This is a genomic window from Pantoea sp. FN0307 (assembly GCF_050113815.1).
Classification (GTDB): domain Bacteria; phylum Pseudomonadota; class Gammaproteobacteria; order Enterobacterales; family Enterobacteriaceae; genus Mixta; species Mixta alhagi.
Map to the genome: position 1 here is coordinate 1 of NZ_JBNJSO010000004.1, position 25,842 is coordinate 25,842.

At 52.9% G+C, this 25,842-nt stretch carries 26 protein-coding genes and 2 pseudogenes; 9 read left to right on the forward strand and 19 right to left on the reverse strand.

Annotated features, from left to right (window positions below):
- Positions 1 to 635: pseudogene (locus tag ACQE3Z_RS12620) on the reverse strand (IS3 family transposase); the annotation flags it as partial.
- A gap of 453 nt (positions 636 to 1,088) precedes the next feature.
- Between ACQE3Z_RS12620 and ACQE3Z_RS12625 the strand changes: the two are divergent.
- The 3 genes and pseudogenes from ACQE3Z_RS12625 (at position 1,089) to ACQE3Z_RS12635 (ending at position 2,592) form a co-directional block, all read left to right on the forward strand.
- The gene (locus tag ACQE3Z_RS12625) at positions 1,089 to 1,277 is read left to right on the forward strand and encodes a hypothetical protein (protein WP_250652092.1); all 189 of its coding nucleotides are present in this window, start codon (positions 1,089 to 1,091) and stop codon (positions 1,275 to 1,277) included.
- Between the two features lie 238 nt (positions 1,278 to 1,515).
- A pseudogene (locus tag ACQE3Z_RS12630) lies at positions 1,516 to 1,659 on the forward strand (helix-turn-helix domain-containing protein); the annotation flags it as partial.
- A gap of 111 nt (positions 1,660 to 1,770) precedes the next feature.
- Complete coding sequence (locus tag ACQE3Z_RS12635) at positions 1,771 to 2,592, forward strand: Cof-type HAD-IIB family hydrolase (RefSeq protein WP_426974079.1); 822 nt, start codon at positions 1,771 to 1,773, stop codon at positions 2,590 to 2,592.
- On the opposite strand, the gene ACQE3Z_RS12640 is transcribed toward ACQE3Z_RS12635, so the two are convergent.
- Positions 2,589 to 3,731: an iron-containing alcohol dehydrogenase gene (locus tag ACQE3Z_RS12640; protein ID WP_426974080.1), complete on the reverse strand. Its 1,143-nt coding sequence runs from the start codon at positions 3,729 to 3,731 to the stop codon at positions 2,589 to 2,591. The genes ACQE3Z_RS12635 and ACQE3Z_RS12640 overlap by 4 nt on opposite strands.
- Before the next feature lie 291 nt (positions 3,732 to 4,022).
- Here ACQE3Z_RS12640 and gntT point away from each other — a divergent pair, with 291 nt between their 5' ends.
- Positions 4,023 to 5,339 carry a gluconate transporter gene (gene gntT / locus ACQE3Z_RS12645; protein WP_426974081.1) on the forward strand — a complete coding sequence of 439 codons (1,317 nt, stop codon included), beginning with the start codon at positions 4,023 to 4,025 and terminating at the stop codon, positions 5,337 to 5,339.
- 87 nt (positions 5,340 to 5,426) lie between these two features.
- Here gntT and ACQE3Z_RS12650 read toward each other — a convergent pair whose 3' ends face one another.
- The gene (locus ACQE3Z_RS12650) at positions 5,427 to 5,672 is read right to left on the reverse strand and encodes a hypothetical protein (protein WP_426974082.1); all 246 of its coding nucleotides are present in this window, start codon (positions 5,670 to 5,672) and stop codon (positions 5,427 to 5,429) included.
- Between the two features lie 1,326 nt (positions 5,673 to 6,998).
- On the opposite strand from ACQE3Z_RS12650, the gene cspE reads away from it, so the two are divergent.
- The 4 genes from cspE (at position 6,999) to tatE (ending at position 9,173) form a co-directional block, all read left to right on the forward strand.
- Positions 6,999 to 7,208, forward strand: coding sequence for a transcription antiterminator/RNA stability regulator CspE (gene cspE, locus ACQE3Z_RS12655; RefSeq protein WP_038627478.1), 210 nt, complete (start codon positions 6,999 to 7,001; stop codon positions 7,206 to 7,208).
- Positions 7,209 to 7,549: 341 nt separating this feature from the next.
- Positions 7,550 to 7,975 (forward strand): GNAT family N-acetyltransferase, encoded by a 426-nt coding sequence (locus tag ACQE3Z_RS12660; protein ID WP_250652096.1) that lies wholly within the window; start codon positions 7,550 to 7,552, stop codon positions 7,973 to 7,975.
- Between the two features lie 45 nt (positions 7,976 to 8,020).
- Positions 8,021 to 8,812, forward strand: coding sequence for a deaminated glutathione amidase (locus tag ACQE3Z_RS12665; RefSeq protein ID WP_426974083.1), 792 nt, complete (start codon positions 8,021 to 8,023; stop codon positions 8,810 to 8,812).
- 160 nt (positions 8,813 to 8,972) lie between these two features.
- Positions 8,973 to 9,173, forward strand: a complete 201-nt coding sequence (gene tatE / locus ACQE3Z_RS12670) for a twin-arginine translocase subunit TatE (protein ID WP_085067639.1) — start codon at positions 8,973 to 8,975, stop codon at positions 9,171 to 9,173.
- A 90-nt stretch (positions 9,174 to 9,263) separates the two neighbouring features.
- On the opposite strand, the gene lipA is transcribed toward tatE, so the two are convergent.
- The 13 genes from lipA to leuS all read right to left on the reverse strand — a co-directional run bounded on the left by lipA (position 9,264) and on the right by leuS (position 22,795).
- Entirely contained in the window at positions 9,264 to 10,229 is a 966-nt protein-coding gene (gene lipA, locus ACQE3Z_RS12675) for a lipoyl synthase (RefSeq protein WP_085067638.1), read from the reverse strand.
- Positions 10,230 to 10,393: 164 nt separating this feature from the next.
- A complete protein-coding gene (gene lipB, locus ACQE3Z_RS12680) occupies positions 10,394 to 11,053 on the reverse strand; it encodes a lipoyl(octanoyl) transferase LipB (protein ID WP_426974084.1) in 660 nt (219 codons plus the stop codon).
- Between the two features lie 84 nt (positions 11,054 to 11,137).
- Complete coding sequence (gene ybeD / locus ACQE3Z_RS12685; protein ID WP_085067636.1) at positions 11,138 to 11,401, reverse strand: DUF493 family protein YbeD; 264 nt, start codon at positions 11,399 to 11,401, stop codon at positions 11,138 to 11,140.
- Between the two features lie 99 nt (positions 11,402 to 11,500).
- Positions 11,501 to 12,712, reverse strand: a complete 1,212-nt coding sequence (gene dacA, locus ACQE3Z_RS12690) for a D-alanyl-D-alanine carboxypeptidase DacA (RefSeq protein ID WP_426974085.1) — start codon at positions 12,710 to 12,712, stop codon at positions 11,501 to 11,503.
- A gap of 149 nt (positions 12,713 to 12,861) precedes the next feature.
- Positions 12,862 to 13,953 carry an endolytic peptidoglycan transglycosylase RlpA gene (rlpA, locus tag ACQE3Z_RS12695; RefSeq protein WP_426974086.1) on the reverse strand — a complete coding sequence of 364 codons (1,092 nt, stop codon included), beginning with the start codon at positions 13,951 to 13,953 and terminating at the stop codon, positions 12,862 to 12,864.
- Positions 13,954 to 13,963: 10 nt separating this feature from the next.
- Positions 13,964 to 15,076 carry a peptidoglycan glycosyltransferase MrdB gene (gene mrdB, locus ACQE3Z_RS12700; RefSeq protein ID WP_250652683.1) on the reverse strand — a complete coding sequence of 371 codons (1,113 nt, stop codon included), beginning with the start codon at positions 15,074 to 15,076 and terminating at the stop codon, positions 13,964 to 13,966.
- 8 nt (positions 15,077 to 15,084) lie between these two features.
- Positions 15,085 to 16,989 (reverse strand): peptidoglycan DD-transpeptidase MrdA, encoded by a 1,905-nt coding sequence (mrdA, locus tag ACQE3Z_RS12705; RefSeq protein ID WP_426974087.1) that lies wholly within the window; start codon positions 16,987 to 16,989, stop codon positions 15,085 to 15,087.
- 53 nt (positions 16,990 to 17,042) lie between these two features.
- Positions 17,043 to 17,513, reverse strand: coding sequence for a 23S rRNA (pseudouridine(1915)-N(3))-methyltransferase RlmH (rlmH, locus tag ACQE3Z_RS12710; RefSeq protein WP_085067632.1), 471 nt, complete (start codon positions 17,511 to 17,513; stop codon positions 17,043 to 17,045).
- A 3-nt stretch (positions 17,514 to 17,516) separates the two neighbouring features.
- The gene (gene rsfS, locus ACQE3Z_RS12715; RefSeq protein WP_085067631.1) at positions 17,517 to 17,834 is read right to left on the reverse strand and encodes a ribosome silencing factor; all 318 of its coding nucleotides are present in this window, start codon (positions 17,832 to 17,834) and stop codon (positions 17,517 to 17,519) included.
- Between the two features lie 88 nt (positions 17,835 to 17,922).
- A complete protein-coding gene (nadD, locus tag ACQE3Z_RS12720) occupies positions 17,923 to 18,567 on the reverse strand; it encodes a nicotinate-nucleotide adenylyltransferase (protein ID WP_426974088.1) in 645 nt (214 codons plus the stop codon).
- On the reverse strand, positions 18,568 to 19,599 hold the full coding sequence (holA, locus tag ACQE3Z_RS12725) for a DNA polymerase III subunit delta (RefSeq protein WP_426974089.1): 1,032 nt from the start codon (positions 19,597 to 19,599) through the stop codon (positions 18,568 to 18,570).
- Positions 19,596 to 20,198 carry an LPS assembly lipoprotein LptE gene (gene lptE, locus ACQE3Z_RS12730; protein ID WP_250652102.1) on the reverse strand — a complete coding sequence of 201 codons (603 nt, stop codon included), beginning with the start codon at positions 20,196 to 20,198 and terminating at the stop codon, positions 19,596 to 19,598. Before lptE ends, holA begins: the two co-directional genes overlap by 4 nt.
- Positions 20,199 to 20,212: 14 nt before the next feature.
- The gene (gene leuS / locus ACQE3Z_RS12735; RefSeq protein ID WP_426974090.1) at positions 20,213 to 22,795 is read right to left on the reverse strand and encodes a leucine--tRNA ligase; all 2,583 of its coding nucleotides are present in this window, start codon (positions 22,793 to 22,795) and stop codon (positions 20,213 to 20,215) included.
- A 288-nt stretch (positions 22,796 to 23,083) separates the two neighbouring features.
- On the opposite strand from leuS, the gene ACQE3Z_RS12740 reads away from it, so the two are divergent.
- A complete protein-coding gene (locus ACQE3Z_RS12740) occupies positions 23,084 to 23,566 on the forward strand; it encodes a zinc ribbon-containing protein (protein ID WP_250652103.1) in 483 nt (160 codons plus the stop codon).
- A 47-nt stretch (positions 23,567 to 23,613) separates the two neighbouring features.
- On the opposite strand, the gene ACQE3Z_RS12745 is transcribed toward ACQE3Z_RS12740, so the two are convergent.
- From ACQE3Z_RS12745 to ACQE3Z_RS12755, 3 genes are read right to left on the reverse strand one after another with little or no spacing between them, the layout of a single operon-like run.
- On the reverse strand, positions 23,614 to 24,339 hold the full coding sequence (locus ACQE3Z_RS12745; protein ID WP_426974091.1) for an amino acid ABC transporter ATP-binding protein: 726 nt from the start codon (positions 24,337 to 24,339) through the stop codon (positions 23,614 to 23,616).
- Positions 24,340 to 25,017 carry a glutamate/aspartate ABC transporter permease GltK gene (gene gltK / locus ACQE3Z_RS12750; protein WP_250652684.1) on the reverse strand — a complete coding sequence of 226 codons (678 nt, stop codon included), beginning with the start codon at positions 25,015 to 25,017 and terminating at the stop codon, positions 24,340 to 24,342. It lies immediately after the preceding gene.
- The gene (locus tag ACQE3Z_RS12755; RefSeq protein WP_426974092.1) at positions 25,017 to 25,757 is read right to left on the reverse strand and encodes an amino acid ABC transporter permease; all 741 of its coding nucleotides are present in this window, start codon (positions 25,755 to 25,757) and stop codon (positions 25,017 to 25,019) included. The genes gltK and ACQE3Z_RS12755 overlap by 1 nt, the downstream gene beginning before the upstream one ends.
- Positions 25,758 to 25,842 lie beyond the last annotated feature (85 nt).

Here is a 25,842-nt window from a genome sequence, read left to right on the forward strand (position 1 = left end):
GTCCGTTACCCAACGTTCATTCGGTGCTTCCGGGTTGAACTGACGCTGGAGTCTGTTGGGTGCCACGATACTGGCTTCACCTTTATGCGCTCGTGGGCTTCGATACCCGACCTGAGCCTTTATCCCGCACTGTTGCCCTCTATCTTTCAGGTCGAGATGGATCTTGCGATAGCCATAAACGCAACCGGACTCCAGCCAGAACTGTTTGATTTGTCCTGTCAGCCTGAGATCCGCCTGATGCTGTGGTGAATGCGGCTGCTGAAGCCAGGCGTAAAACCCACTCGGATGAACATTCAGCACCCGACAGAGCAGACGAACAGGCCAGCAACAGGTGTTGTCACGGATAAAGGCGTACCTCAGTCGGACAGCTTTGCGAAGTACGCCGCGGCTTTTTTTAATATGTCCCGTTCGTCAGTAACCCGCTTCAGCTCCTTCTGGAGTCGGCGGATCTCAGCCTGAGCATCTGACTGTTCTTTGTTGGTGGAAGAGTCCGGTCCGTACTTCTTTATCCAGGCATAAAGGCTGTGGGTAGTGATATCGAGACGTGTTGCAACGCTGGAAACAGAATAACCACGATCAACAACCTGTTTTACCGCTTCAATTTTAAACGCTTCGGGATAACGTTTACCGCTCATGAGCACCTCTCTTTTAAGTCATCTTAAATGACTCCGGGGTGTCTGTTAAACCTGTGGCGATTCATTCAGCCAACTATAAGCAGATTCGTTTACCGTTCAGGGTAATTTAATTCAGCAGTTACATAGGGTTGGTAGACATCGCTGATGCCAACCAGTATGAGGAAAAACCAAAATCCGTCTTTTTCCTGCTAACAAGGCAACTGGCATCTGAATCTGTTTTGCAACCTGACTCATAAAGCGTCCGGAACAGGGCATTTAATTTGGCCTTTATGGCAGATAAGACTTACACTATTACTGTTGTGCGTTTTTTGCTCAGAAGGCTTTTTTGCTGGTGCGTCGTTAGCGAGACCTTATGGTTACCGCCTGATGAAGCATTATCAGGAACAAACGATGCTTTGATAAGTTATCAAATTATCGTTAAGCCTGAATTTCATGTTATTAAAAGGATCGTTTATGCAACGTGTTCAGCTTAATCATATTACTTTCGATATTGGTTTCGATAATGGGCTTTACTTTGCTCATGCCACGTCTGGCCCGTCATCGACAGGCAAGAGTATTGAAGAATTATCTTCCAGTCTGGCTGAACTCACTGGAATCAAAAAAGAAGATTTATCTGCACATATCAGCGATATACTTTCCTGATGATATATCACCAGGTGCTCTCGTAAGAAAGCGTCTGGTGAGCATCTTTAATCGGCTAAAATTAAGATATTCTCTGGTTAACACCGTTGATTTTTACACGCTGCTCCGAACCAGAAATCAAACGATCCTTGATATTTCCTCATCTTCTCCTTTTTACCGAGCCACCGTTTCGATGCATCGGCCCTTATCCGTTATCCATACAGACATGCCGGAAGAAACGCCTCCGGTAATGAACGTTCTCAATGAGCGCGAACGTATTTTTCAGGTGTTGAAAGAGACTAACGGGGTGGTTGCCGGTCCTCGCGGTGCGGCCTGCCGTTTAGGCTTAAAACGCACCACGCTGCTGTCAAGAATGAAAAAATCAGGCATCAAGACGAAGTAAAACGCGTTAGCCAGCCGTTAAAAGAGCGGCCAGCGTTAAGATGTTGCAGGAGGCAGCAAAAGCGATCGTCAGCTAAGATCACCCTCAGTTAGCGTAAGCAGAGGCAAAATAATGGCAGATATCAAACTTATTGCTGTTGATATGGATGGCACCTTTCTTGATGACCGGAAAAATTATAACCGTGCGCGCTTTGCCGAACAGTATGCAGAGCTTAAGGCACGCGGTATTCGGTTCGTGGTTGCCAGCGGCAACCAGTATTATCAGTTGCGCACCTTTTTTCCTGACATTGCACATGAGCTCGCCTTTGTGGCAGAGAATGGCGCTTATATCGTTGAGGCGGGCGAGGATCGCTTCGTGGGCGAGTTTCCAGCTGGCGATGTGGCAAAAATTATCGATACGCTGGCACGCGGCAATTACCCTGCGCTGAATTATGTGCTGTGCGGCTACCACAGCGCCTGGTATTTTTCCTCGGCGCCCGCAGCCTACATTGAAAAAATGCGCCGCTACTGTTATCGCCTCCAGCCAGTAGAACGGCTGGATGAGATTCACGATCGTCTGTTTAAATTTGCGCTGAATCTATCGGATGAGTACGTTCCGGTATTGATGGCAGATATTGAACGACATCATGCTGGCGTCGCGACCGCCGTGACCAGCGGCCATGGCTCTGTTGATCTGATTATTCCCGGCTTGCACAAAGCGCACGGCCTGGCGCTGCTGCAGCAGCGCTGGGGAATAACCCATCAACAGATGCTGGCGTTTGGCGACGGCGGCAACGATCTGGAGATGCTTAGCCAGGCCGGTTTCGGTTACGCTATGGCTAACGCGCCGGAAAGAGTGAAGGCGGCAGCAAAGTATCGGGCACCGTCAAATAATCAGGAAGGCGTGCTGGATGTTATCCAGTTGCTGCTGGACGGACGCCCTCCCTTTGATTAGTCGGTACAGCAGTACGCCTGTTCCAGCATCCAACGCCTTTGCGCGGGGCTGTAATTAACCAGCGAATTTTTACTGTTGGCGCGCGCCACTATCCACTCGACTTCGCTGGCGCTGAGCGCAAGCCGTTGCTGCCAGAAAGGAAATACAGCATGCTGTTGAAGCCACTGCGACAGATAGCTTGCCGGCGTCGGGTGTGCTGCGCCAAACAGCGCCAGCTGTAGCTCGGCCATTAATGCCTGCTGCTGCGGATGTTCGCTGTTGTCCAGCAGCGCTAAAAAGGGCAACAGCAGGCGGCCACAGACTTCACCGTGATGCCAGGCTTTGATAGCGCCCAGCTCGCCCGCAATACCGTGGATAACGCCTAACCCGGCCATGCTCAGGCTTAACCCTCCCAGCCACGACGCCATCAACATCGCCTCGCGCGCTTCGGCTCCGCGTTCATCCTGACGATTAAGATCCGGCCAGCCCTTAATAAACTGACGCATACCGTTAAGCGCGGTTTGCCGGGTGAACATATTCCCTTTGGCTGAAAGCCAGGCTTCAAACAGATGAGTAAAGGCATCGATGGCGCAGCAGGCGAGGACCTTATCGGGCGCGCCGTCGAGTAAATCAGCATCAAGAATGGCAACCTGCGGCACAAAATTAGCGTGACGTAATGAAGCCTTAACCTTGTTATCGCTCTGGTCGGTGACTACCGCATTTTGCGTCACTTCGCTCCCGGTGCCCGCCGTAGCTGGAACGGCAATTAATGGCAGCGTTTCGCCGCTGACCGGCGTATCGCCTGTTTTTTCCAGATAGCGCAACGTGTTAAGCGGGTGCTGGCTCATGGCGGCGAAGGCTTTGGCCGCATCCAGAACGCTGCCGCCGCCAATTGCCACCACGCGTTCAACCTTGCCGCGCCAGCGCGCGACCCAGTGGTCAATATTATCCGGCGAGGCTTCATGAGTAACGACTTCATAGCCGATAAGCAACGGCTTAAGCGCCGGACTGATAGCAGCGTAGTGCGAGCTGTTAAGGAAAGAGCGGCTGCAAAACAGGAGTGTCGCTTGCGGTGTTTGCTGAAGTAGCGGTAGCAGCTGTTGCAGGCTGCCCCGGCCAAAAAAAGTTTGTCGGTTAGCGATCGTCTGGCTGGTCAACACGTTTACTCCCGCCACGGTTTAGTAAGGAGAGGTGAGTTTAACAGTCAACCGCTCCGCTATGGATAGCTTATGAACGTTAACATGGCGGTAAAAAGTTGATCATCTTCGCAAATCAATAATTCTACCTGCGGCTCTGATTCCAGTGACAATTTGTTACCGCTACCATGTTATCGGTAACAATACGGCAACGCTTTCACTTGCTGCTAAGCATGTCACTCAGTTTATTCCTGTCGTGACCCACAATGATAAAGTCGGCCGTTATTCCTGGCGGCCATTCACCGGAGAAAAATTATGCCATTAGTTATCGTTGCGGTTGGAGTCGCGCTGCTGCTCCTGCTAATGATTCGCTTCAAGCTTAATGGATTTATTGCGCTTATTTTGGTTGCGCTGGTGGTGGGAATAATGCAGGGAATGCCGGTCGATAAAGTGATCGCCTCCATTAAAGCTGGCGTTGGCAGCACACTTGGCAGCCTGGCGCTGATCATGGGATTCGGCGCAATGTTAGGGAAGCTTCTGGCGGACTGCGGCGGGGCGCAGCGGATCGCCACTACGCTGATTGCTAAATTTGGCCACCGTCATATTCAGTGGGCCGTGGTATTAACCGGCTTTACCGTGGGTTTTGCTCTGTTTTATGAAGTGGGGTTTGTGTTGATGCTGCCGCTGGTGTTCAGCATTGCAGCCTCGGCGCGCGTGCCGCTGCTCTACGTTGGCGTACCAATGGCCACCGCTTTATCCGTAACGCATGGCTTCCTGCCGCCGCACCCGGGTCCGACCGCTATTGCCACGCTGTTTAACGCCGATATGGGGAAAACGCTGTTGTTCGGTACGCTGCTGGCGATTCCAACGGTAATACTGGCGGGGCCGGTTTATGCGCGCTTTCTGAAAAACATTGATAAGCCTATTCCGGAAGGGCTTTACAACCCGAAAACCTTTAGCGAAGAGGAAATGCCAGGCTTTGGCGTCAGCGTCTGGACCGCGCTGGTACCGGTTGTGCTGATGGCTTTACGTGCCGTAGCGGAAATGGTTCTGTCTAAAGATAACCCGTTGCTGCCCTGGGCGGAGTTCTTTGGCGATCCGGTAATGGCAACCCTGATAGCGGTACTGATTGGTATTTTTACCTTTGGCCTTAATCGCGGCCGTAGTATGGAAGAGGTGATGGATACGCTGACTGATTCCATCAAGATTATTGCCATGATGTTGCTGATTATCGGCGGCGGCGGCGCCTTTAAACAGGTGTTAGTGGACAGCGGCGTGGACAAATATATTGCCGGTCTGATGCATGCTACTAACCTGTCGCCTATTTTTATGGCCTGGTCGATTGCCGCCGTACTGCGTATTGCGCTGGGATCGGCAACCGTTGCCGCCATTACCGCGGGTGGTATCGTCGCGCCGCTGATTGCCACTTCCGGTGCCAGCCCTGAGCTGATGGTGATCGCTGTGGGAGCAGGCAGCGTTATTTTCTCGCACGTTAACGATCCTGGCTTCTGGCTGTTCAAAGAGTATTTTAACCTGACCATTGGTGAAACCATGCGATCATGGTCAGCGCTGGAGACCATTATTTCGGTTTGCGGGCTGGTGGGGTGTTTGCTGCTCTCTGCTCTTATCTAAGCTAAGGCAGCAGCGACGCTGATATTCCCGGTTGCGCTGCTGCCCGAAGCATCAAGCGCCAGGGCATCCTGCGGGGTCCCTGGTCATTTAATGCGGCTGATTAAAACCCGCTTTTATCATTTGCTCGCGCAGCGCCCGCGTAATTTCACGATTGCCGCCGGTGACCGGATAGATAACGTTATTAACCACATCATCCAGATAGTGCTCATCAAACTCCTGTAAAGAGAGCTGGTCGCCGCCCTCATCGTTGATGGCAATCGTCCCCTTGATATGATTACCGGCATGGTTCGCCTTCAGACAATATCTGCCCATATTGGTATCAATCGTACTCATAAGGCCTCCTTTTTACAGGCTGACAAAAAGTCACTAAGACACCGGGTTGATACCCGCCTTAAGTTTAGCTTTCTTTATTGCACAGAGCGAAGCGGCAGGGCAGGGGGAAAGGTAAAGAGCGCGACCGGGCTCGCAAAATGCAAAATCCCAATCCTTAACTATACTTAAGCGACAGATAACGTTGCGGTTGTTGACCAAATGGCGCTCATGTTTTCTTAAAAACTGACCGCAGCGCACTTTACTTATCGACTCATCGCCATAGTCGTCTACAGGGAGAATAGAATGAAGATTATACTTTGGATTATTGCAATTATCTTTATCGTTGGGTTACTAACGCTTACCGGCGTATTCAAGATTCTGTTTTAGTTTAACTGGCGGCACCTCAGGCAGGTGCCGCTTTTCTAAGGCCTGAGTCGGCTATTGCGCTGCCTGATAAGGCAATGGGCAATAGGATCTATTTCTGTATGGGGTAATACATCCTGTACGGTAAAAGGTTTAAAGCAATAAGCACATACCGCGCCGTGGTGAAATTTCCCTTTTTGGTCCCCGGTAGTATAGCGAAACCTTTTGCTGCCACAGGCGGTACATCGTACTTTCATGACCATCCTTATCTTCCTTACTGCTGATTTCGCGGCGTGAAATATCTTAGCAAAAACACATGAAAGATCTATAAATTTACTTAATCTGTTTAAGGTTGTTATGATCACGCGCTAAATAAATGAAAAGTAAGTAAATTTAAAGCATGCTTTTCACTGGACCAGGCTATAAAGATAAGAAAAAGCTGATTTCAATGATTTTTCTCAATAATAGAGCAATTTTTAATCGGTAGATATTCCTTTCTCATTAGAAAAAGGAAAGAGTGTGATGCGTGCTACCTCTGATATTACCTTGATGCACAAGAGGCCTGCTGTTAAAAGCTAAAGCCAGACTAAATGAGATGGGTGTGGGATAACTTTACGGCGATAAAAAATGCTGTTTATCTTTTGCTCAATGTTGTTATCGTCTGGCATGGTAATTTTTCGCCGCAAAGGTTGAGACGCTGGAAAACATCCGTTTTTACCGCATTTTTTTAGAGAGCAGATCAATAACAAAATTTATCTTAATTAAATCATTGGGTTATGATTTGTTGAGATGAAGAAGTGAAGGCGACTGCTCTGGAAAGACGATTCTCTGTGATATTTAATGACTTCTACAAAGTAGTCACATACGAAAAAAAGGCGATATTTATCACTTTTTCTTCACGACGCACTGGACAAAAGGCGCGGCAATTGCTGTACTTAACCCCGACACAGTTTAGTGTCCATTTTTCATGTAAAGGTAATATAGATGTCCAAGATCAAAGGTAACGTTAAGTGGTTTAATGAGTCCAAAGGATTCGGCTTCATTACTCCGGAAGATGGCAGCAAAGACGTATTCGTACACTTCTCTGCTATCCAGAGCAATGGTTTCAAAACCCTGGCCGAAGGTCAGCGCGTTGAGTTTGAAATCACTGACGGCGCAAAAGGCCCATCTGCTGCTAACGTTATCGCTCTGTAAGTTAACAGTCAGAATTTTAAAAACCCGCCTGCTGGCGGGTTTTTTTTTGCCTGAGTCAGCGGTAGAGATATAAACCGATAAAACCAATCAGCGAAACGCAGCTTAACGTCAGAGCAAAGAGTTCAGACAGGCTACGCGGCATCAAATTTTTCATTATTACTCCTTCCCGTAAAATCTTCCCTCAGTGTGCCGTCGTAAGGTTAAGGAAACATTAATTATTGCGTGACCGCACATAAAAAGCGGGAGTTATGTTTTACCTGCGGTATCCGCTTGCTTCCCTGCCTTAACTACAGCTATAAACAGGTAACCCCAACGCGGTAAGCGTATCTGAAGGAGCCGCAATGAACATCAGGCCAGCTCAAACTAAAGACAGTTTCGCCTTAATCTCTTTACTGCATGAATTAGGCTACGGTGGCACCGAAGGCCTGATGAACCACCGCTTACAGCAGTTGATTGACCATCCCGATGAGATGTTGATGGTGGCCGAGGACAGGCAAACCGTGCTGGGCTTTTTATCACTGCATTTTATTCCACAGCTGGCGCTGGCCGGTGACTTTGCTCGTATCAGCTATTTCTGTATTGCCGACGGTGAGCGTAGCAAGGGAGTCGGGCAGCATTTGCTACAGCATGCTGAACAGCTGGCGCGTGAACGGGGCTGCGATCGCATGGAGGTGCATTGCCATGAGGCGCGTATCAAAGCTAACCAGTTTTATGCGCGTGAAGGCTATAGCGAATCGCCCTGCTACCGTATCAAACGGCTGGCGTAAGAGATCATGGTTCTGACAGCGGGTCAGCGTAAGGGAGGGAAGAAGATGAAAGTCGCTATGGGGCAGTTTGCTGTCGCGCGTGAATGGCAGCAAAATGCGCATACCTGTATTGAGCTGATGCAGCAGGCGCAGCAGGCAGACGCTGCATTGCTGGTGCTGCCTGAAGCGGTATTAGCGACCGATATCCAGGACCCAGGGCTGGCGGTAAGAGAGGCACAGCCGCTGGATGGCCCTTTTCTGACTCAGTTGCTGGCTGCCAGCCGTGAAAGCACGCTAACGACGATATTGACCCTCTATGTCCCTGATGGCTCACAGCGGGCGATTAACGCACAGGTGGCTCTGCGCGGCGGGGAAATTGTTGCACGCTACGATAAGCTGCATCTTTACGATGCATTCGCGATGCAGGAATCACAGCACGTCACCGCTGGCCTGGCTGTTCCGCCTTTGCTGAAAGTGGGCGAAATGAAAGTCGGCATGATGACCTGTTACGATATCCGTTTCCCGGAGCTGGCACGTCGCCTGGCGCTGGATGGTGCCGATGTGCTGGTACTGCCATCGGCGTGGGTCAGAGGGCCGCTAAAAGAGATGCACTGGGACGTGCTGGTTACCGCAAGGGCGCTGGAAAATACCTGTTATGTGATTGCGGTAGGCGAATGCGGACCACGTAATATCGGCAGCAGCCTGATTGTCGATCCGCTGGGCGTCGCCATTGCCCGCGCTGCGGAAAGCCCGGCGCTGGTATTTGCCGAACTGGATGCGCAGCGCGTTAAAAGCGCCCGCGAAAGGCTGCCGGTTTTAGCCAATCGTCGCTTTAGCCGCCCCGAACTGAATGCCTGACGCCTGATATCGCTCAGGCGAGCCGGAGCTGAATAAGCAACCACCCCCTTGTTTTGCGCGTCAAAAAAATTTGTAATCTGTTACAAGTGGCGGTTGTATTGGGTAACGTTCTGCGCGTTAATAGCCGACGTTGGCTTCTCGTTTAAGGTAAATAGGTGTTATGGAAGGTATCAGCATTGCCAAGTTACTGGTTATTGGTGCGTTGATCGTACTGCTGTTCGGTACGAATAAACTCCGTTCGCTGGGTGGTGATTTAGGTGCCGCCATTAAAGGCTTTAAAAAAGCGATGAAGGATGAGGATGCGGCACCGGCTGCGAAAGCAGAAGAAATGCCTGCTGAGCGCGTCACCCATAAAGAGTAACCCCTGCGGCAGCGTTAAGTTACAAATTGTAACTTCGCAGCGGTAATAAAAAAACGCAGCTTATGGCTGCGTTTTTTTGCAACAAAGCGCTTATTTAACTTCCAGCCCTTTCGCCTGCAGATCGGCGTGATAAGAAGAGCGTACAAAAGGACCGCAGGCGGCGTGGGTAAAGCCCATCGCCAACGCTTCTTCTTTCATTTCATCAAATTCTGCCGGGCTGACATAGCGCTGAACCGGCAGGTGATGACGGCTTGGCTGCAGGTACTGACCCAGCGTAAGCATGGTCACGCCATGACGACGCAGATCGCGCATCACTTCGATAATTTCCGCATTGGTTTCGCCCAGACCCACCATCAGGCCCGATTTGGTCGGGATATCCGGATGTGCTTCTTTGAAACGCTCCAGCAGTTTCAGCGACCACTCATAGTTAGCGCCGGGACGCACCTGACGATAGATACGCGGCACGTTTTCCAGGTTGTGGTTAAACACATCCGGCGGCGTTGCGGTCAGGATCTCCAGCGCACGATCCATACGGCCACGGAAATCTGGTACCAGCGTTTCGATTTTTATCGTTGGGTTTTTTTCACGAATTGCGGTGATGCAATCGGCAAAATGCTGTGCGCCGCCGTCACGCAGATCGTCGCGATCCACTGAGGTCACGACCACATAGCGCAGGCCCATATCGGCAATGGTTTGTGCCAGTTTGGCTGGCTCGTTGCTGTCTGGCGTAAGCGGGCGACCATGCGCCACGTCGCAGAATGGGCAGCGACGAGTACAGATGGCACCCAGGATCATAAAGGTGGCCGTACCGTGGTTAAAACATTCTGCAAGGTTAGGGCAGGAGGCCTCTTCACAGACAGAGTGCAGACCGTTTTTACGCATCGCCGCTTTAATGCCCTGAATACGGCTGGAGTCGGCGGGCAGTTTGATCTTCATCCATTCCGGCTTGCGCAACAACTCCTGGCGCTCGGTTACCACGGTTTTCACCGGGATTAACGCCATTTTGTCTGCGTCGCGATATTTGACGCCGCGTTCCATCTGAATCGGTTTACTCATAAGCTTGCAGTTTCCAGGTTGGATTGCAGTTTGAAAAGAGGCGGTAACTCAACGAGCTTTTCAACTTTATTTGAAAAAAGTGCAAAAATTATATCATTTCAGCGCCTGACAAACAGCCTGACGGCGTGCTAAAAAGTTGCAAATTTGTAAAGTAGCCTGCACCTTTACAAAAAAGCAGAGTGCTCCGCTGGCTGCCAGCTGGCCGACGGGATCGCCACCTGCTGCAAAAACTTTTCAATCAGCACGGGCTGTACCTCTTGCGGCGTGATACCAGCACGAAACGCACTTAGCTGCGTCATCTCCAGTCCGGCGTAGCCGCAGGGATTAATGCGCTGAAAAGGCGCAAGGTCCATAGCGATATTCAATGCCAGCCCATGAAAAGAGCAGCCCTGACGAATACGTAGCCCGAGCGAACAGATTTTTTTGCCATCCACATAGACGCCGGGAGCATCGGGGCGCGCATAGGCTGCCACATCATAATGCGCCAGCGTCTCAACCACCGTTTGTTCGATAGCGGTAACCAACTGACGTACACCCAGCTTGCGGCGTTTCAGATCGATTAATACGTACAATATCTGCTGCCCCGGGCCGTGATAGGTCACCTGGCCGCCGCGATCGCTCTGCACCACGGGAATATCGCCGGGCATCAGTAAATGCTCAGCCTTACCCGCCTGACCCTGCGTAAAAACCGCAGGATGCTCTACCAGCCACAGCTCATCCGGCGTATCGGCAGTACGGCTATCAGTAAACTGATGCATGGCAAGAGAGACAGATTCCCAGGGGCGCAGACCCAACGGGCGAACAATAAGAGGAGGCTGCTGCAAAACGTGCTTTCCGTTCCAGATAAAGAGGGAAGTATAACGCTGCTCCTGGACGAGCTCTACCCGCCCAGGCTGATGCGCATGGAATTACAGCACCATACGCACAATTTCGATTTTGCCCAGCTCTTCATACAGCGTTTCAACCTGCTCAATATGCGTCGCGGTGATGGTAATCGAGACAGAGTGATAGTTGCCTTTGCTGCTGGGTTTTACATCTGGCGTATAATCGCCTGGCGCATGACGCTGCACCACTTCCACCACGTGATCAACCAGCTCCGGCTGTGCCAGTCCCATGACTTTATAGGTAAAAGAACAGGGAAATTCGAGCAGTTCGTTCAGTTTGGTTTTCATAGAGACTCCGGTGCTAAAAAAAAGACTCCCGCCGCAGCGGGAGCTTACACATAATCAGGATATAAGGGCGAACAGAGCGAATATCAACCGCCTCGCGCCTTAACCGAACCAGTGGTGGAACATCAGCTTAATATAATCCACGATGCGGCTAAAGAAACCCCCTTCCGGCACTTCATTCAGTACCACTAACGGGCGTTGCTCAATTGTTTTGCCATCCAGCTGGAAGTTAATGGTACCGACCACCTGATTTTTCTGCAGCGGCGCATGCAGTTCGGTATTGCTCAGCACGTAGCTGGCTTTCAGATCTTTCATCCGTCCGCGTGGAATGGTCAGATACATATCCTTACTGACACCAAGCTGAACGCGATCGCTGTTGCCAAACCATACTGGCTCAGAGGCGAACTCTTTTCCAGCTTTCAACGGCGCAACGGTTTCAAAGAAACGGAAGCCCCAGGTCAACAGCTTTTTACTTTCAACTTCACGGCCTTTATAAGTATGGCCGCCCAGTACCGCCGAGATCAGACGCATCTGGCCTTCAGTCGCAGACGCGACCAGGTTATAACCGGCTGCGGAGGTATGGCCCGTTTTGATGCCGTCGACGTTCAGGCTGGTATCCCACAGCAGGCCGTTACGGTTCATCTGACGAATATTGTTGAAAGTGAACTCTTTCTCTTTATAAACCGCATACTCTTCCGGCACATCACGGATCAGTGCCTGACCAATCAGCGCCATATCGCGCGCGGAACTATACTGGCCATCTGCATCCAGACCATGCACCGTCTGGAAATGAGTGTTTTGCAAGCCCAGCGCTTTGACATAGTTGTTCATCAGGCCGACAAACGCATCCTGACTGCCTGCCACATAGTCTGCCATAGCGACGCAGGCATCATTGCCGGACTGCAGCACGATACCGCGCGTCAGCTGGGAAACCGGCACGCGATCGCCCGGCTTCAGAAACATCAGCGAAGAACCACGGAACACCGGATTTCCGGTCGCCCAGGCATCCTGGCCCACGGTAACCATATCGTCCTGATGAATTTTGCCTGCTTTCACCGCCTGGCCAATAACATAACTGGTCATCATTTTGGTCAGGCTGGCCGGGTCGCGACGCGCGTCGGCATTCTTTTCAGCAAGGACTTTCCCGGAGTTATAGTCGATCAGGATATACGCTTCTGCGTCAATCTCCGGTACGCCAGGGATCATGGTTTTAAGATTAATATCTTCAGCCAGCGCGGCCTGACTCAGGCTCAGGGCAATCACGGTGCCCGCCGCCAGGCGCTTAAAATAGTGACAGGTTTTCAGCGTATTCATGTTAAGGACAACATCATCCGTGGAGGTTAGTGAAAAAAAGTGCCTTACTATAGCAAAAGGCGTTTTTACAGGCACCCAACTTTGCGTTGACAAAATAAACAGCCAGCCTGTTTTCTGTTGTCTTAACGCAAAGTGGCCGCCGTTAGTTTTTACATGCCGCTTTGAATCACGGTAATAAAGGATTGCTGACTGGCTTCACTAATCAGCCGCTGCTGCAGCGCCGCCGCCTGTTGACGGGAAGCAAACGGTCCCAGCTGTACGCGATAAAGTTTACCGCTGCTGGCTACCGTACCCGGTACGCCAAACTGCGATTTCAGTTTCTCCGCCCACTGTTGCGCCCGACCGGCATCGCTGAGCGCGCCAACCTGGACCACATAATTTCCCGCTGCCGCAGAGGGTGCCGCCGCCGACACGCTGCCAGCCGCAGGCGATGGCGAGGCCGCTGGCATTTCTGGCTCGCTGCCTTCCAGTACGCCCGCATGGAGCGGCGTTGGCGCACCAAGGAAGCCGCTGCTGCGTACCGGTGCGCCGATTGAGCTATCGCTGGTGAGCGTACTGTTATCCACCGGATGTATATTTTGCGGCTGTTCAGTCGCTGCTGGCTGTCCCGCCGCAGCGGAGCCGCCCATCATCATGGTTCCGCCACCGATATCGGGAGGCGACGGTAAGGCGTAGCTCTGTTTGGCAACCACGGTGCCAATGGTGCCAGGACCGGAAAGCGAGCCGTCCGGCGCAACCTTGATGTAATCAACACGTACGCGCGTGTTATTAGATATGTTCAGTCGATCCCCGGCCGCGCGCGAAAGGTCAATAATGCGGCCTGGCGTGTAAGGGCCGCGATCGTTAACGCGCACCACCAGTTGCCTGCCGTTGGCAAGGTTGGTTACCCGCACATAGCTGGGCAGGGGCAGGGTAGGGTGAGCTGCGGTTAACCCTTCCTGATCGAAGGTTTCACCGGTAGCGGTACGCGTACCGTTGGCCTGCTCGCTATACCAGCTGGCCAGTCCGGTTTCGCTATAGTTAGAGGGATCTTTTATAATCCGCCAGGTTTTGCCATTGACGCTGTAATCCTGGCTGGTGGCCGGATTTATCGGCTCATAGCGCGGCTCGACGCCGCCGATCTCCACAACCGGGCCGTTATAAGCAGGCTGCTGCGGAGCGGGCGTCTGCTGTTCTGTGGGAGTCGTACAGGCGGCGAGCAGCAGCGAAGCTGCACCCACCCAAAGCCAATCCTTACGCATCGAGAGCCTCTTAAACGCTTTTAGACAATAATTTTCGGTGTGTGTGAATCGACATAACGATGCCAAATCCAGCCATCAGTACAATCAGCGCCGAGCCACCGTAGCTTACCAGCGGCAAAGGAACGCCAACCACCGGTAAGATACCACTAACCATGCCAATATTAACGAAAACGTAGACAAACAAAATCAGCATCAGGCCGCCTGCCATTACACGGCCAAAGGTGGTTTGAGCGCGCGCAGCGATAACCAGGCCGCGCATGATCAGCATCAGATAGAGGGCCAGCAGGATCAGGACGCCTACCAGCCCCAGCTCTTCAGCCAGCACCGCAAAGATAAAGTCGGTATGACGCTCCGGCAGAAACTCCAGCTGTGACTGGGTGCCATGCAGCCAGCCTTTACCGCGCAGGCCACCAGAGCCGATAGCGATCTTCGACTGAATAATATGATAACCGGCACCTAGCGGATCGCTTTCCGGGTCGAGCAGCATCATCACGCGGTCACGCTGATAATCGTGCATCAGGAAAAACCACAGTATCGGAATAAAGGCGGCGACCAGCAGTACGGCCACGCCGATCAGCTTCCAGTTCATACCGGCTAAGAACAGCACGAACAGGCCAGAAGTGGCAACCAGAATCGAGGTGCCGAGATCGGGCTGAGCGGCTACCAACAGCGTGGGCACAAAAATCAGCACCAGCGCAATACCGGTATTCTTTAACGTCGGCGGGCAAATATCGCGGTTAATAAAACGCGCCACCATCAGCGGAACGGCGATTTTTGCGATCTCCGAAGGCTGAAAGCGAACTATGCCAAGATCCAGCCAGCGCTGCGCGCCTTTACTGATATGCCCGAAGGCATCTACCGCAATCAATAGCACCACGCAAACCAGATAAAGGTAGGGCGCCCAGCCTTCATAGACGCGCGGCGGCACCTGCGCCATCGCCACCATTACCGCCAGGCCCATAAAAATCTGGCCGATTTTACGCTCCATCATGCCGGGATCCTGACCGCTGGCGCTCCACATAACAAAGGCACTGTAGATCAGCAGGCAGGAGATAATAATCAGGAACAGGGGATCGATATGAATCTTGGTCCAGATCGATTTTTTTTGCGGATTATCGTTCATGGACATCGTTATTCACCTTCATAACCGGGCGGGGTCGGCGCGGCATCCGGCAGCACCGTATTATTATCGCCTAACATAATGTGGTCGAGGATCTGGCGCATCACCGTGCCCACAGCCGGACCTGCACCGCCATTCTCCAGGATGATGGTTACCGCTACGCGCGGCTTATCGTAAGGTGCAAACGCAGTCATTAACTTATGGTCGCGCAGCCGTTCTGCAATTTTGTGCGCATTATAGGTTTCATTCTCTTTCAGGCCGAACACCTGTGCCGTACCGGATTTTGCGGCAATTTTATAGGGCGCGTTATCAAAACTTTTATGTGCGGTGCCGTTAGGCCGGTTAGCTACGCCGTACATGCCATCTTTTGCAATCTCCCAATAGCCGGAGTGAATATCGCCAATCGGGGCAGACGGCGGCTGACGATAAGGCACCAGCACGTTGTTTTCCTGCGTGGCGCGTAGCAAATGTGGCGTTTTGATTAAGCCGTCGTTGATTAAGATCATCAACGCTTTGTTCATCTGCAGCGGCGTTGCCGTCCAGTAGCCCTGACCGATACCCACCGGAATAGTATCACCCTGATACCACGGCTTTTTAAAGCGCTTCATTTTCCATTCGCGCGTCGGCATATTGCCGGGGTTTTCCTGCGGCAAATCGATACCGGTGCGCTGGCCGTAGCCAAATTTATTCATCCACTCTGACAGGCGATCGATACCCATATCATAGGCAACCTGATAGAAGAAGGTATCCGCTGACTCTTCAAGGGATTTGGTCACATTCAGCCGACCGTGTCCCCACTTTTTCCAGTCGCGGTAACGTTTTTCAGAGCCGGGCAGCTGCCACCAGCCAGGATCGAACAGGCTGGTGTTACGATTGATAACCCCGGCGCTTAACGCGGAGACGGCGACATAGGGCTTCACTGTTGATGCCGGCGGATACGCGGCCTGAATCGCACGGTTATAAAGCGGGCGGTTTTCATCCTGCAGCAGCGCCTTATAATCCTTGCTGGAAATGCCATCAACAAACAGGTTTGGATCGTAGCTTGGCGTGGAAACCATCGCCAGAATCTCGCCGGTACGCGGATCGCTCACCACCACCGCCGCGCGGCTGCCGACCAGCAGCGTCTCAATATATTGTTGCAGCTTAAGATCGATGGTCAGCCAGATATCACGCCCGGCCTGCGGCGACTGCTCATGTAACTGACGGATCACACGGCCACGGTTGTTGACCTCAACCTCTTCATAGCCGGTTTTGCCGTGCAGCACATCTTCGTAATAGTTCTCAATGCCCAGCTTGCCGATATCGTGCGTTGCCGCATAGTTAGGCCATTTACCCTCTTTATCCAGGCGCGCTACGTCACGATCGTTAATTTTAGAGACGTAGCCCACCACATGGGTCAGCGTTTGACCGTAAGGGTAGTAGCGCCGCTGGTAACCTTTTACCTCAACGCCGGGAAAGCGATACTGGTTCACGGCGAAACGGGCAACCTGCACATCATTCAGCGCGGTTTTTAAGGGGATGGAGGTAAAGCGACGCGACCGCTTGCGCTCTTTCTCAAAATTCTCAATATCATCATCGGTGAGATCGAGCACCGGCCGCAGCGCCTGTAGCGTCTGTTTGAGGTTATCAACTTTTTCCGGCACCAGCTCCGCCTGATAAATGGTGCGGTTCAGCGCCAGCGGCGTGCCGTTGCGGTCATAGATAATGCCGCGGCTGGGCGCCACCGGCACCAGCTTGATGCGGTTTTGGTTAGAGCGGGTGCTGTAATCTTCGAAGCGTAAGATCTGCAGATGATACAGGTTGAAGACCAGAATACCGGAGAGCAATAAAATACCGACGAACGCCAGCAGCGCCCGCCGTACAAACAGAGTTTGCTCGGCAGTATAGTCACGAAAAGCGTTACGTTGAGATTTCATCCGCTGTTTGAGATGTCCGTTTGGCCTTATCGGATTATTCACGATGATCCGGATTATTCACGATGATAAGGATGATTCGCAGTAATGCTCCATGCACGATACAGGCTTTCTGCAACCAACACGCGTACCAGCGGATGAGGCAGCGTAAGCGCTGAAAGAGACCAGCTCTGTTCCGCTGCGGCTTTGCAGGCTGGCGATAACCCTTCCGGGCCGCCAATCAGCAGGCTGACATCGCGGCCATCCTGTTTCCAGCGCTCCAGCTGTTGGGCAAGCTGTGGCGTTTCCCAGGGTTGTCCGGGAATATCCAGCGTCACAATACGGTTACCCTTGCCGACGGCAGCCAGCATCGCTTCCCCTTCTTTTTCAAGAATGCGTTTGATATCCGCGTTTTTACCGCGCTTGCCGGCAGTGACCTCGGTCAACTCCAGCGGCATATCTTTTGGAAAGCGACGCAGGTATTCCATAAAGCCGGTTTGAACCCAGTCCGGCATTTTGGTGCCTACGGCAACAAGCTGCAACTTCACGACTTAACTCCAGAGCTTTTCCAGCTCATACAGGTGACGACTCTCTTCCTGCATGACGTGAACAATAATTTCACCGAGGTCGACCACCACCCAGTCGGCAACGTTTTTCCCTTCCACGCCAAGCGGGATCAGGCCCGCAGCGCGGGACTCTTCCATAACGTGATCGGCAATAGACATCACGTGACGGGAAGAGGTGCCGGTACAGATGATCATACAATCGGTAATGCTGGATTTACCCTGCACGTTGATAGCAATAATGTCCTGACCTTTCAGATCATCAATCTTATCAATAACGAAATCTTGGAGTTCTTTACCTTGCAAAAGGTTCACCTTTTAAGCGTTTCTGTTGTCTGTCAAACGCGCTTCGCGGCGCCTGAAAAATTGAGCGGCGCAGTATAACATGCGCTTATCAAGGGCGATATAAGCCCTGATGATTGATATAGTCGATAACCGCGGGCGGAAGCAAATCTTCACAGGGGAGTCCCTGATGACGACGGCGACGAATATCGGTAGCGGAAACCGGCACCAGCGGCGTATCTGCCAGCCAGATCAGGCCGGCAGGCTGCTGATGTAAAGCTGAGGCGTCCGCTGTCTGATGCTGCTCAAGCCAATCCTGAAGCGCTGACGTTGGCATCGCGCGATCGTAACCTGGGCGCTGGCAAACCAGCAGATGACAGAGACCCATTAGCTGTTGCCAGCGATGCCATGTATGCAGGCTAAGCAGTGAGTCCTGACCAATGATAAAGGCCAGCGGCTGATGCGCCCCGCGTTCAGCGCGCAGCTGCTCCAGCGTTTCCACCGTATAGGAAGGGGTCTGACGTTCCAGCTCGCGCGTATCAAGGTTAAACAACGGACGATCGGCAATCGCCAGCCTGACCATCGCAACGCGTTGCTCGGCGCTGGCTTCAGGCTGAGGGCGATGCGGCGGGACATTATTCGGCAGCAGTGTAACCTGATGTAAACCGACCTCCTGCGCCAGTGCCTGAACGGTTTTCAGATGGCCGTAGTGGATCGGATCAAAGGTGCCGCCAAAGAGCGCATGCAGAGAAGCCATTTAAAATTCGCCTAATTCCGCAGGAAGGGCTTTATTACACAGCAGCAGCGAAAGAGTTTCTATCTCCGGCCACAGCCGCTGGCCGTAATCCTGTTTAAGAGTGATTTCCAGGCGCGTTAACAGCTGAATAGCCTGACGGATTTGCACTAACGTCAGGCGTTGCAGCGCTTCGCTGAACAGAGCGCGACGATTTTGCCATACGCGATGCTGATCGAACAGGGTTCGCAGCGGAACGTTGCTCTGCTGGCGCTGTAGCGTCAACAGCAGCAGCAATTCACGCTGCAAAGTGCGGATTAAAATCACCGGCTCGCTCTCTTCGGCGGCAAGCTGCCGAAGGATATGCAGGGCGCGTTTGCTTTTCCCCGCCAGCAATGCATCAACCCAGTGAAAAGGCGTAAAGTGCGCTGCATCGCTGACCGCCTGCTCCACACGCGGCAGCGTGAGTTTGCCGTCCGGCCAGAGCAGTGATAAACGTTCCAGAGCCTGTGCCAGCGCCAGCAGATTCCCTTCATAGCAGTAGCACAGCAGCTGACAGGCAGCTTCATCCAAATCCAGCTGCATGCTTTTGGCACGCGCGGCAACCCAGCGCGGAAGCTGGGCATGCTCAGGCGTTGCGCAGGGCACCAGCACCGCCTTGGCGCTGAGTGATTTAAACCAGGCGCTGTTTTCCTGCGCTTTGGTCAGCCTGTTGCCGATAATAATTGGCAGAATATCGTCATGCAGCAGCGTACTTAGCTTTTCCAGCTGGCTGGCCATCGCTGCGTTGGGACCGTTTTCCGGCAGCGTTAAGGTCAGCGTCTGGCGACTGGCAAACAGGCTCATCGCCTGACAGTTGCCAAATACGCTGTCCCAGTCGGTCTGGTTATCCAGCACCACGCTGAAATGTTCAATAAACCCCTGCTGCTGCGCACTGGCCTTGATGACATCATGGCTCTCCTGCAGCAGTAGCGGTTCATTGCCCATGAGCAGATAACAGGCACGCAGCCCCTCATGGAGCTGCGTGCGGAGTTGCTCAGGGTAAATCCTGATCATTGCAGGCTGGTAGCCGAAGAGGAGGAGACTTCCGGTGAATCTTCACCCGGTGCCAGCACATCTGATGACGGCAGCGTCTCTTTATCATTCAGCTGGGCGGTGTGTACTGTCAGCAGCTTACGGACCAGTTGCTCCGCGACACGCTGACGCATCTCATCACGGATGATGATTTGCTCGGCATCTTTCGCCAGCGCTGCCAGCGGGTTATCCACGAAGGAGCGATAGGTCGTTGCGCTGATCGGGTAGATCCCCTTGCCAGGGATAACCACCTGAGCGCTGACGGTCATTACCATGGAATACTCCGCCGTGACGCCGTTCTGGAACACCGATGCCGTATCCTGACCCTGACGTTCAGCTGCCAGGCGCAGGGTAGGCAGATCGGTACGGGTGCCCGCATTCTCTGCTTCCACAATCGTAATGTTATTCAGGCGTAGCTGCTGACGCACCGTGCGCGCTAACGGACCGTAGGGATCGCTGCTTTGCAATACCAGGGTACGCAGCTCATGCGGCACCTGAGTGGTACTACGCAGATGGAAGCCGCAGCCGGCGGTAACCAGTACCGCCAGGCCAAGTAAAAAGGTAAAAATCGGATGTCGCACAGTTCCTCCTGAACTTAACCTACCACCAGGTTAAGCAGTTTGCCCGGGACGTAAATCACTTTACGAATGGTGACGCCGTCCAGGTATTTCGCTACCAGATGCTCCTGCGCAGCCAGCGCCTGAACCTGCTCCTGAGTCGCATCCGCCGGCACGGTAATTTTACCGCGCACTTTGCCATTAACCTGTACCACTACCAGCACCGAATCTTCCACCATAGCGGCTTCATCGGCTACCGGCCACGGCGCATTGTCAATTTCACCTTCGCCACCCAGCGCCTGCCACAGCGTAAAGCTGGCGTGCGGAGTGAAAGGATAAAGCATACGCACTACGGCCAGCAGCGCTTCCTGCAGCAGAGCGCGATCCTGATCGCTTTCCTGCGGCGCGCGCGCCAGTTTGTTCATCAGTTCCATGATCGCCGCGATGGCGGTGTTGAAGGTCTGACGGCGGCCAATATCATCAGAAACTTTAGCGATGGTTTTATGCAGATCGCGACGCAGCGCTTTCTGGTCATCGTTAAGGCTGTTGATATCCAGCGCGACGGTAGCGCCTTTCTGACTGTGTTCGTAAGCCAGCTTCCATACGCGTTTCAGGAAGCGGTTAGCGCCTTCAACGCCTGATTCCTGCCACTCCAGCGTCATCTCTGCCGGTGAAGCAAACATCATAAACAGGCGAACAGTATCCGCGCCGTAGCGCTCTACCATCAGCTGCGGGTCAATACCGTTATTTTTCGATTTTGACATTTTGCTCATGCCCGCGTAGATCACTTCGCGGCCTGAGGCGTCGGTCGCCTTAACGATACGCCCTTTCTCATCGCGTTCAACGGTGACCTCTACCGGAGAAACCCAGTTACGCTCGCCGTTTTCGCCCAGATAATAGAAGGCGTCCGCTAACACCATACCCTGGCACAGCAGGCGTTTTGCCGGCTCGTCAGAGGTGACCATGCCCGCATCACGCAGCAGCTTATGGAAGAAGCGGAAATACATCAGATGCATGATCGCGTGTTCAATGCCGCCGATATATTGATCCACCGGCAGCCAGTAGTTAGCCGCAGCAGGATCGAGCATGCCCTGATCGTAGTCGGGACAGGTGTAACGTGCGTAATACCAGGACGATTCCATAAAGGTATCGAAGGTGTCGGTTTCACGCAGCGCTGGCTGGCCGTTAACGGTGGTTTTTGCCCACTCCGGGTCTGCCTTAATCGGGCTGGTAATGCCATCCATAACCACATCTTCCGGCAGGATAACCGGCAGCTGATCTTCCGGCGTTGGCATTACCGTGCCATCTTCCAGGGTGACCATCGGGATCGGCGCGCCCCAGTAACGTTGACGAGAAACGCCCCAGTCGCGCAGACGATAGTTAACTTTACGTACGCCCACGCCTTTATCAGCCAGGCGGTCAGCGATGGCGTTGAAGCCCGCTTCATGGCTAAGACCGTCAAACTCAGCAGAATTAAACAGCGCGCCTTTGTCGGTCATGGCGGCTGCACTGACGTCTGGCTCGCTGCCGTCGAGATTCAGCACCACCGGTTTAATCGGCAGGTCATATTTTGTGGCGAATTCCCAGTCGCGCTGATCGTGAGCGGGAACAGCCATTACCGCACCGGTGCCATACTCCATCAGTACGAAGTTAGCGACCCAAACCGGCACTTTTTCACCGCTCAGCGGATGAATTGCGAACAGGCCGGTCGCCATGCCTTTTTTCTCCATGGTAGCCATTTCAGCTTCTGCTACCTTGGTATTACGGCACTCGGCAATGAAATCAGCCAGTGCCGGATTATTCACCGCCGCCTGAGTGGCCAGCGGATGACCTGCGGCTACCGCCACGTAGGTTGCGCCCATAAAGGTATCGGGACGCGTGGTATAAACGGTAACTTTCTCTTCGCTGCCGTCCACATCAAAGGTGATTTCCACCCCTTCAGAACGCCCGATCCAGTTGCGCTGCATGGTTTTAACCTGTTCCGGCCAGTCTTCCAGCTTGTCCAGGTCGTTCAGCAATTCGTCGGCGTAGTCGGTGATTTTAATAAACCACTGCGGGATCTCTTTACGCTCAACTTTGGTATCGCAGCGCCAGCAGCAGCCATCAATAACCTGCTCATTCGCCAACACGGTTTGGTCGTTGGGGCACCAGTTAACCGCTGAAGTTTTTTTATAAACCAGGCCTTTTTCATACAGCCTGGTGAAGAACCACTGTTCCCAGCGATAATATTCCGGCTGACAGGTGGCCAGTTCGCGGCTCCAGTCATAGCCAAAGCCCAGCAGTTTCAGCTGGTTCTTCATGTATTCGATATTGGAATAGGTCCAGGGGGCCGGCGCGGTTTTGTTTTTTACCGCGGCGCCTTCCGCAGGCAGACCGAAAGCATCCCAGCCGATCGGCTGCAGTACGTTTTTACCCAGCATACGCTGGTAACGGGCAATCACATCGCCAATGGTGTAGTTGCGCACATGGCCCATATGAAGGCGACCAGAAGGATAGGGCAGCATTGAGAGGCAGTAATATTTCTCTTTGCCTTCTTCTTCGGTCACTTTGAAGGTCTGTTGTTGATCCCAGTATTGTTGAACATGGGATTCGATCTCTTCCGGGCGGTATTGCTCTTGCATGGCAGCCTGTGGTCCTTTATGAATAGCGCGAAGCCTGAACTGTGTAGATAAGATCCGCATAGCATAGCCGATAAGGCTTTGCTGCAACAACACCTGACGGCAACCGGCAGGCCATTTCTCTGCAAGCTGGAAGCATGGCTGCAGAATTTGCTGCGAATCGCGGCGCAGGCGGAGTAAATTCGCGAGAAGCGCTAGAATTAATGACAACCCCGCTACACAGAGTGCTGACCAACCCAACGCGCGGAGGGCGCAGGCTCGTAGTCATCAATCGCGATAACAGGAGAATATATGAATAAGGTGGCGCAGCATTATCAGCAATTGATCTCTTCGCTCAGTGAACGTTTAACGCAGGGGGAACGCGATATCGATGGAATGGTAGAGCGTGCCAGGCAGCAGCTTATAATGAACAGCGATTTGTCACGTAACGAGGTGAACGAAGTCACGCGAGCGGTCCGGCGTGACCTGGAGGAGTTTGCCCGCAGCTATCATGAAAATGAAAGCGACCCTACAGACAGCGTTTTTATGCGTGTAATCCGTGAAAGCGTATGGAAAGAGCTGGCTGATATCACCGATAAAAGCCAGCTGGAGTGGCGTGAGATTTTCCAGGATTTGAATCACCATGGCGTTTATCAGAGCGGCGAAGTAGTGGGACTGGGTAATCTGGTTTGTGAAAAGTGCCACTTTACCCGGGCGATCTATACGCCAGAGACGCTGACGCTTTGCCCTGAGTGCGGGCATGACCATTTCCAGCGCCAGCCTTTTACGCCCTGAACCTGATACTTTTGCGTAGCAGGGCAGCCAGCAGGCTGCCCTGAAGATCAATGCAGGATTTTGGCCAGAAAGTCTTTAGCGCGATCGGAGCGCGGATCGGCAAAAAAGGCCTCTTTCTGAGTGTCCTCAATAATTTTGCCCTCATCCATAAAGATGACCCGGTGCGCCACTTTACGGGCGAAGCCCATTTCATGGGTCACCACCATCATCGTCATGCCTTCATGGGCCAGCTCCACCATCACATCCAGCACTTCGTTAATCATTTCAGGATCGAGCGCCGAGGTGGGCTCGTCAAACAGCATGGCGACCGGATCCATACAGAGCGCGCGCGCAATGGCTACGCGCTGCTGCTGCCCGCCGGAGAGCTGAGCCGGAAATTTATTGGCGTGCGCGGAGAGCCCTACGCGCGCCAGCAGTTTCTGGCCTTTGTCGCGCGCCTCATCTTTGTTGCGCTTCAGTACTTTAATCTGCGCCAGCGTCAGATTTTCTATAATGCTGAGGTGAGGGAAGAGCTCAAAGTGCTGGAATACCATCCCGACTTTAGCGCGCAGCTGGGCCAGATTAGTTTTTTTATTGTTCAACTGGATGCCATTGACCTCAATGGTGCCCTGCTGAATGGGTTCCAGCCCGTTTACGGTTTTGATCAGCGTCGATTTGCCGGAGCCGGAAGGGCCGCACACTACCACCACTTCGCCTTTATTAACCTGGGTTGAACAATCGGTCAGCACCTGAAAGTGACCATACCACTTCGAAACGTTTTTCAGGGTAATCATTTAAACCGTCCTTTTTCTTTTTAGATAGCTGACCAGCATTGACGCGCTAATACTGATAACGAAATAAACCAGACCGGCAAACAGGATCATCTCTACCTGAGTGCCGTCACGCTCGCCAATCGACGTGGCGGTGCGGAAAAAGTCAGCCAGACTTAACACATAAACCAGCGAGGTGTCCTGAAACAGCACAATGCCCTGCGTCAGCAGCAGCGGCACCATGGCACGAAACGCCTGCGGCAGAATAATCAGCCGCATGGTCTGAAGCGGCGTCATGCCGAGCGCCAGCCCGGCGCTGGACTGACCACGAGAAATACTTTGAATACCGGCGCGGATGATTTCTGAATAGTAGGCTGCTTCAAACAGCGAAAAGGCCACCATAGCTGAAATCAGGCGAATATCGGTTTTGGGCGAGAGTCCCAGCACCTGCTGTAAAAAGCTGGGCACCACCAGATAAAACCACAGCAGCACCATGACCAGCGGCACGGAGCGGAACAGGTTCACATACAGGTTGGCAAACCAGCTGATTGGCTTAAAAGTAGAGAGGCGCATTACCGCCAGCAGAGTGCCCCAGAGAATGCCAAATACCACTGCCGTCACGGTAATTTTCAGGGTAATGACCAGGCCGTTAATCAGGTAAGGCAGGCTGGGGATAATCGAAGTCCAGTCAAATTCGTACATCATTTACTCCCCATATTGCCGGGCAAACGCACCTTGCGCTCTACAAGGCCCATTAACAGCATGATCACCAGATTAATGCCGATGTAGGCGAGCGTGATGGCGGTAAAGGATTCATAGGCGTGGGCGGAATAGTCCAGCAGCTTGCCCGCCTGCGCGGCCATATCCACCAGGCCAATAGTGGAGGCGATAGCGGAGTTTTTTACCAGGTTCAGCATTTCCGAGGTCATCGGCGGTACGATCACGCGATAGGCGTTAGGCAGCAGCACATAACGATAGGTTTGCGGCAGCGTTAACCCCATTGCCAGGCCAGCGCTCTGTTGTCCACGCGGCAGCGACTGAATCGCTGCGCGCACCTGTTCACAAACGCGTGCGGCGGTAAAAAGCCCAAGACAAATGGTCGAGGAGAGGAAAAACTGCAGGTTAGGATCGAGTTCGGCCTTAAACCACATCCCCACATCTTCACCCACCAGTTCCGGCGCTACCAGATACCAAAAAAAGAACTGAACGATTAAAGGAATATTACGGAACAGCTCAACATAGCAGGTGCCAATTGCTGACAGCAGGCGGCTGGGGGCCGTACGCAAAATGCCAAAAAAAGAGCCAACGAAAAAGGCGATAATCCAGGCGCATAACGAAACGGTAACCGTGGTTTGCAACCCTGACCACAGCCAGCCGAGATAGGTGGTGTTTCCAAACGGGGCCTGTTCAAAGAAAATGCCCCAGTTCCAGTCAATACCCATAACAAACTCCGGTAAAAAAGGGTAGCTAAGCTACCCTGAAGATTGATGAGAGGCTTCTGTGGATCGTGAGCCGGGGAACGACCGA

Coding starts and splice junctions, on each gene's coding strand:
- gltK (WP_250652684.1), bottom strand. CDS start 25,017: ATGTACGAATTTGACTGGACTTCGATTATCCCCAGCCTGCCTTACCTG.
- ACQE3Z_RS12740 (WP_250652103.1), top strand. CDS start 23,084: ATGAATAAGGTGGCGCAGCATTATCAGCAATTGATCTCTTCGCTCAGT.
- ACQE3Z_RS12650 (WP_426974082.1), bottom strand. CDS start 5,672: ATGAGTACGATTGATACCAATATGGGCAGATATTGTCTGAAGGCGAAC.
- tatE (WP_085067639.1), top strand. CDS start 8,973: ATGGAAGGTATCAGCATTGCCAAGTTACTGGTTATTGGTGCGTTGATC.
- lipA (WP_085067638.1), bottom strand. CDS start 10,229: ATGAGTAAACCGATTCAGATGGAACGCGGCGTCAAATATCGCGACGCA.
- ACQE3Z_RS12665 (WP_426974083.1), top strand. CDS start 8,021: ATGAAAGTCGCTATGGGGCAGTTTGCTGTCGCGCGTGAATGGCAGCAA.
- ybeD (WP_085067636.1), bottom strand. CDS start 11,401: ATGAAAACCAAACTGAACGAACTGCTCGAATTTCCCTGTTCTTTTACC.
- ACQE3Z_RS12625 (WP_250652092.1), top strand. CDS start 1,089: ATGCAACGTGTTCAGCTTAATCATATTACTTTCGATATTGGTTTCGAT.
- cspE (WP_038627478.1), top strand. CDS start 6,999: ATGTCCAAGATCAAAGGTAACGTTAAGTGGTTTAATGAGTCCAAAGGA.
- ACQE3Z_RS12635 (WP_426974079.1), top strand. CDS start 1,771: ATGGCAGATATCAAACTTATTGCTGTTGATATGGATGGCACCTTTCTT.
- ACQE3Z_RS12745 (WP_426974091.1), bottom strand. CDS start 24,339: ATGATTACCCTGAAAAACGTTTCGAAGTGGTATGGTCACTTTCAGGTG.
- mrdB (WP_250652683.1), bottom strand. CDS start 15,076: ATGAACGATAATCCGCAAAAAAAATCGATCTGGACCAAGATTCATATC.
- nadD (WP_426974088.1), bottom strand. CDS start 18,567: ATGGCTTCTCTGCATGCGCTCTTTGGCGGCACCTTTGATCCGATCCAC.
- holA (WP_426974089.1), bottom strand. CDS start 19,599: ATGATCAGGATTTACCCTGAGCAACTCCGCACGCAGCTCCATGAGGGG.
- leuS (WP_426974090.1), bottom strand. CDS start 22,795: ATGCAAGAGCAATACCGCCCGGAAGAGATCGAATCCCATGTTCAACAA.
- ACQE3Z_RS12755 (WP_426974092.1), bottom strand. CDS start 25,757: ATGGGTATTGACTGGAACTGGGGCATTTTCTTTGAACAGGCCCCGTTT.
- ACQE3Z_RS12660 (WP_250652096.1), top strand. CDS start 7,550: ATGAACATCAGGCCAGCTCAAACTAAAGACAGTTTCGCCTTAATCTCT.
- dacA (WP_426974085.1), bottom strand. CDS start 12,712: ATGAATACGCTGAAAACCTGTCACTATTTTAAGCGCCTGGCGGCGGGC.
- gntT (WP_426974081.1), top strand. CDS start 4,023: ATGCCATTAGTTATCGTTGCGGTTGGAGTCGCGCTGCTGCTCCTGCTA.
- rlpA (WP_426974086.1), bottom strand. CDS start 13,953: ATGCGTAAGGATTGGCTTTGGGTGGGTGCAGCTTCGCTGCTGCTCGCC.
- mrdA (WP_426974087.1), bottom strand. CDS start 16,989: ATGAAATCTCAACGTAACGCTTTTCGTGACTATACTGCCGAGCAAACT.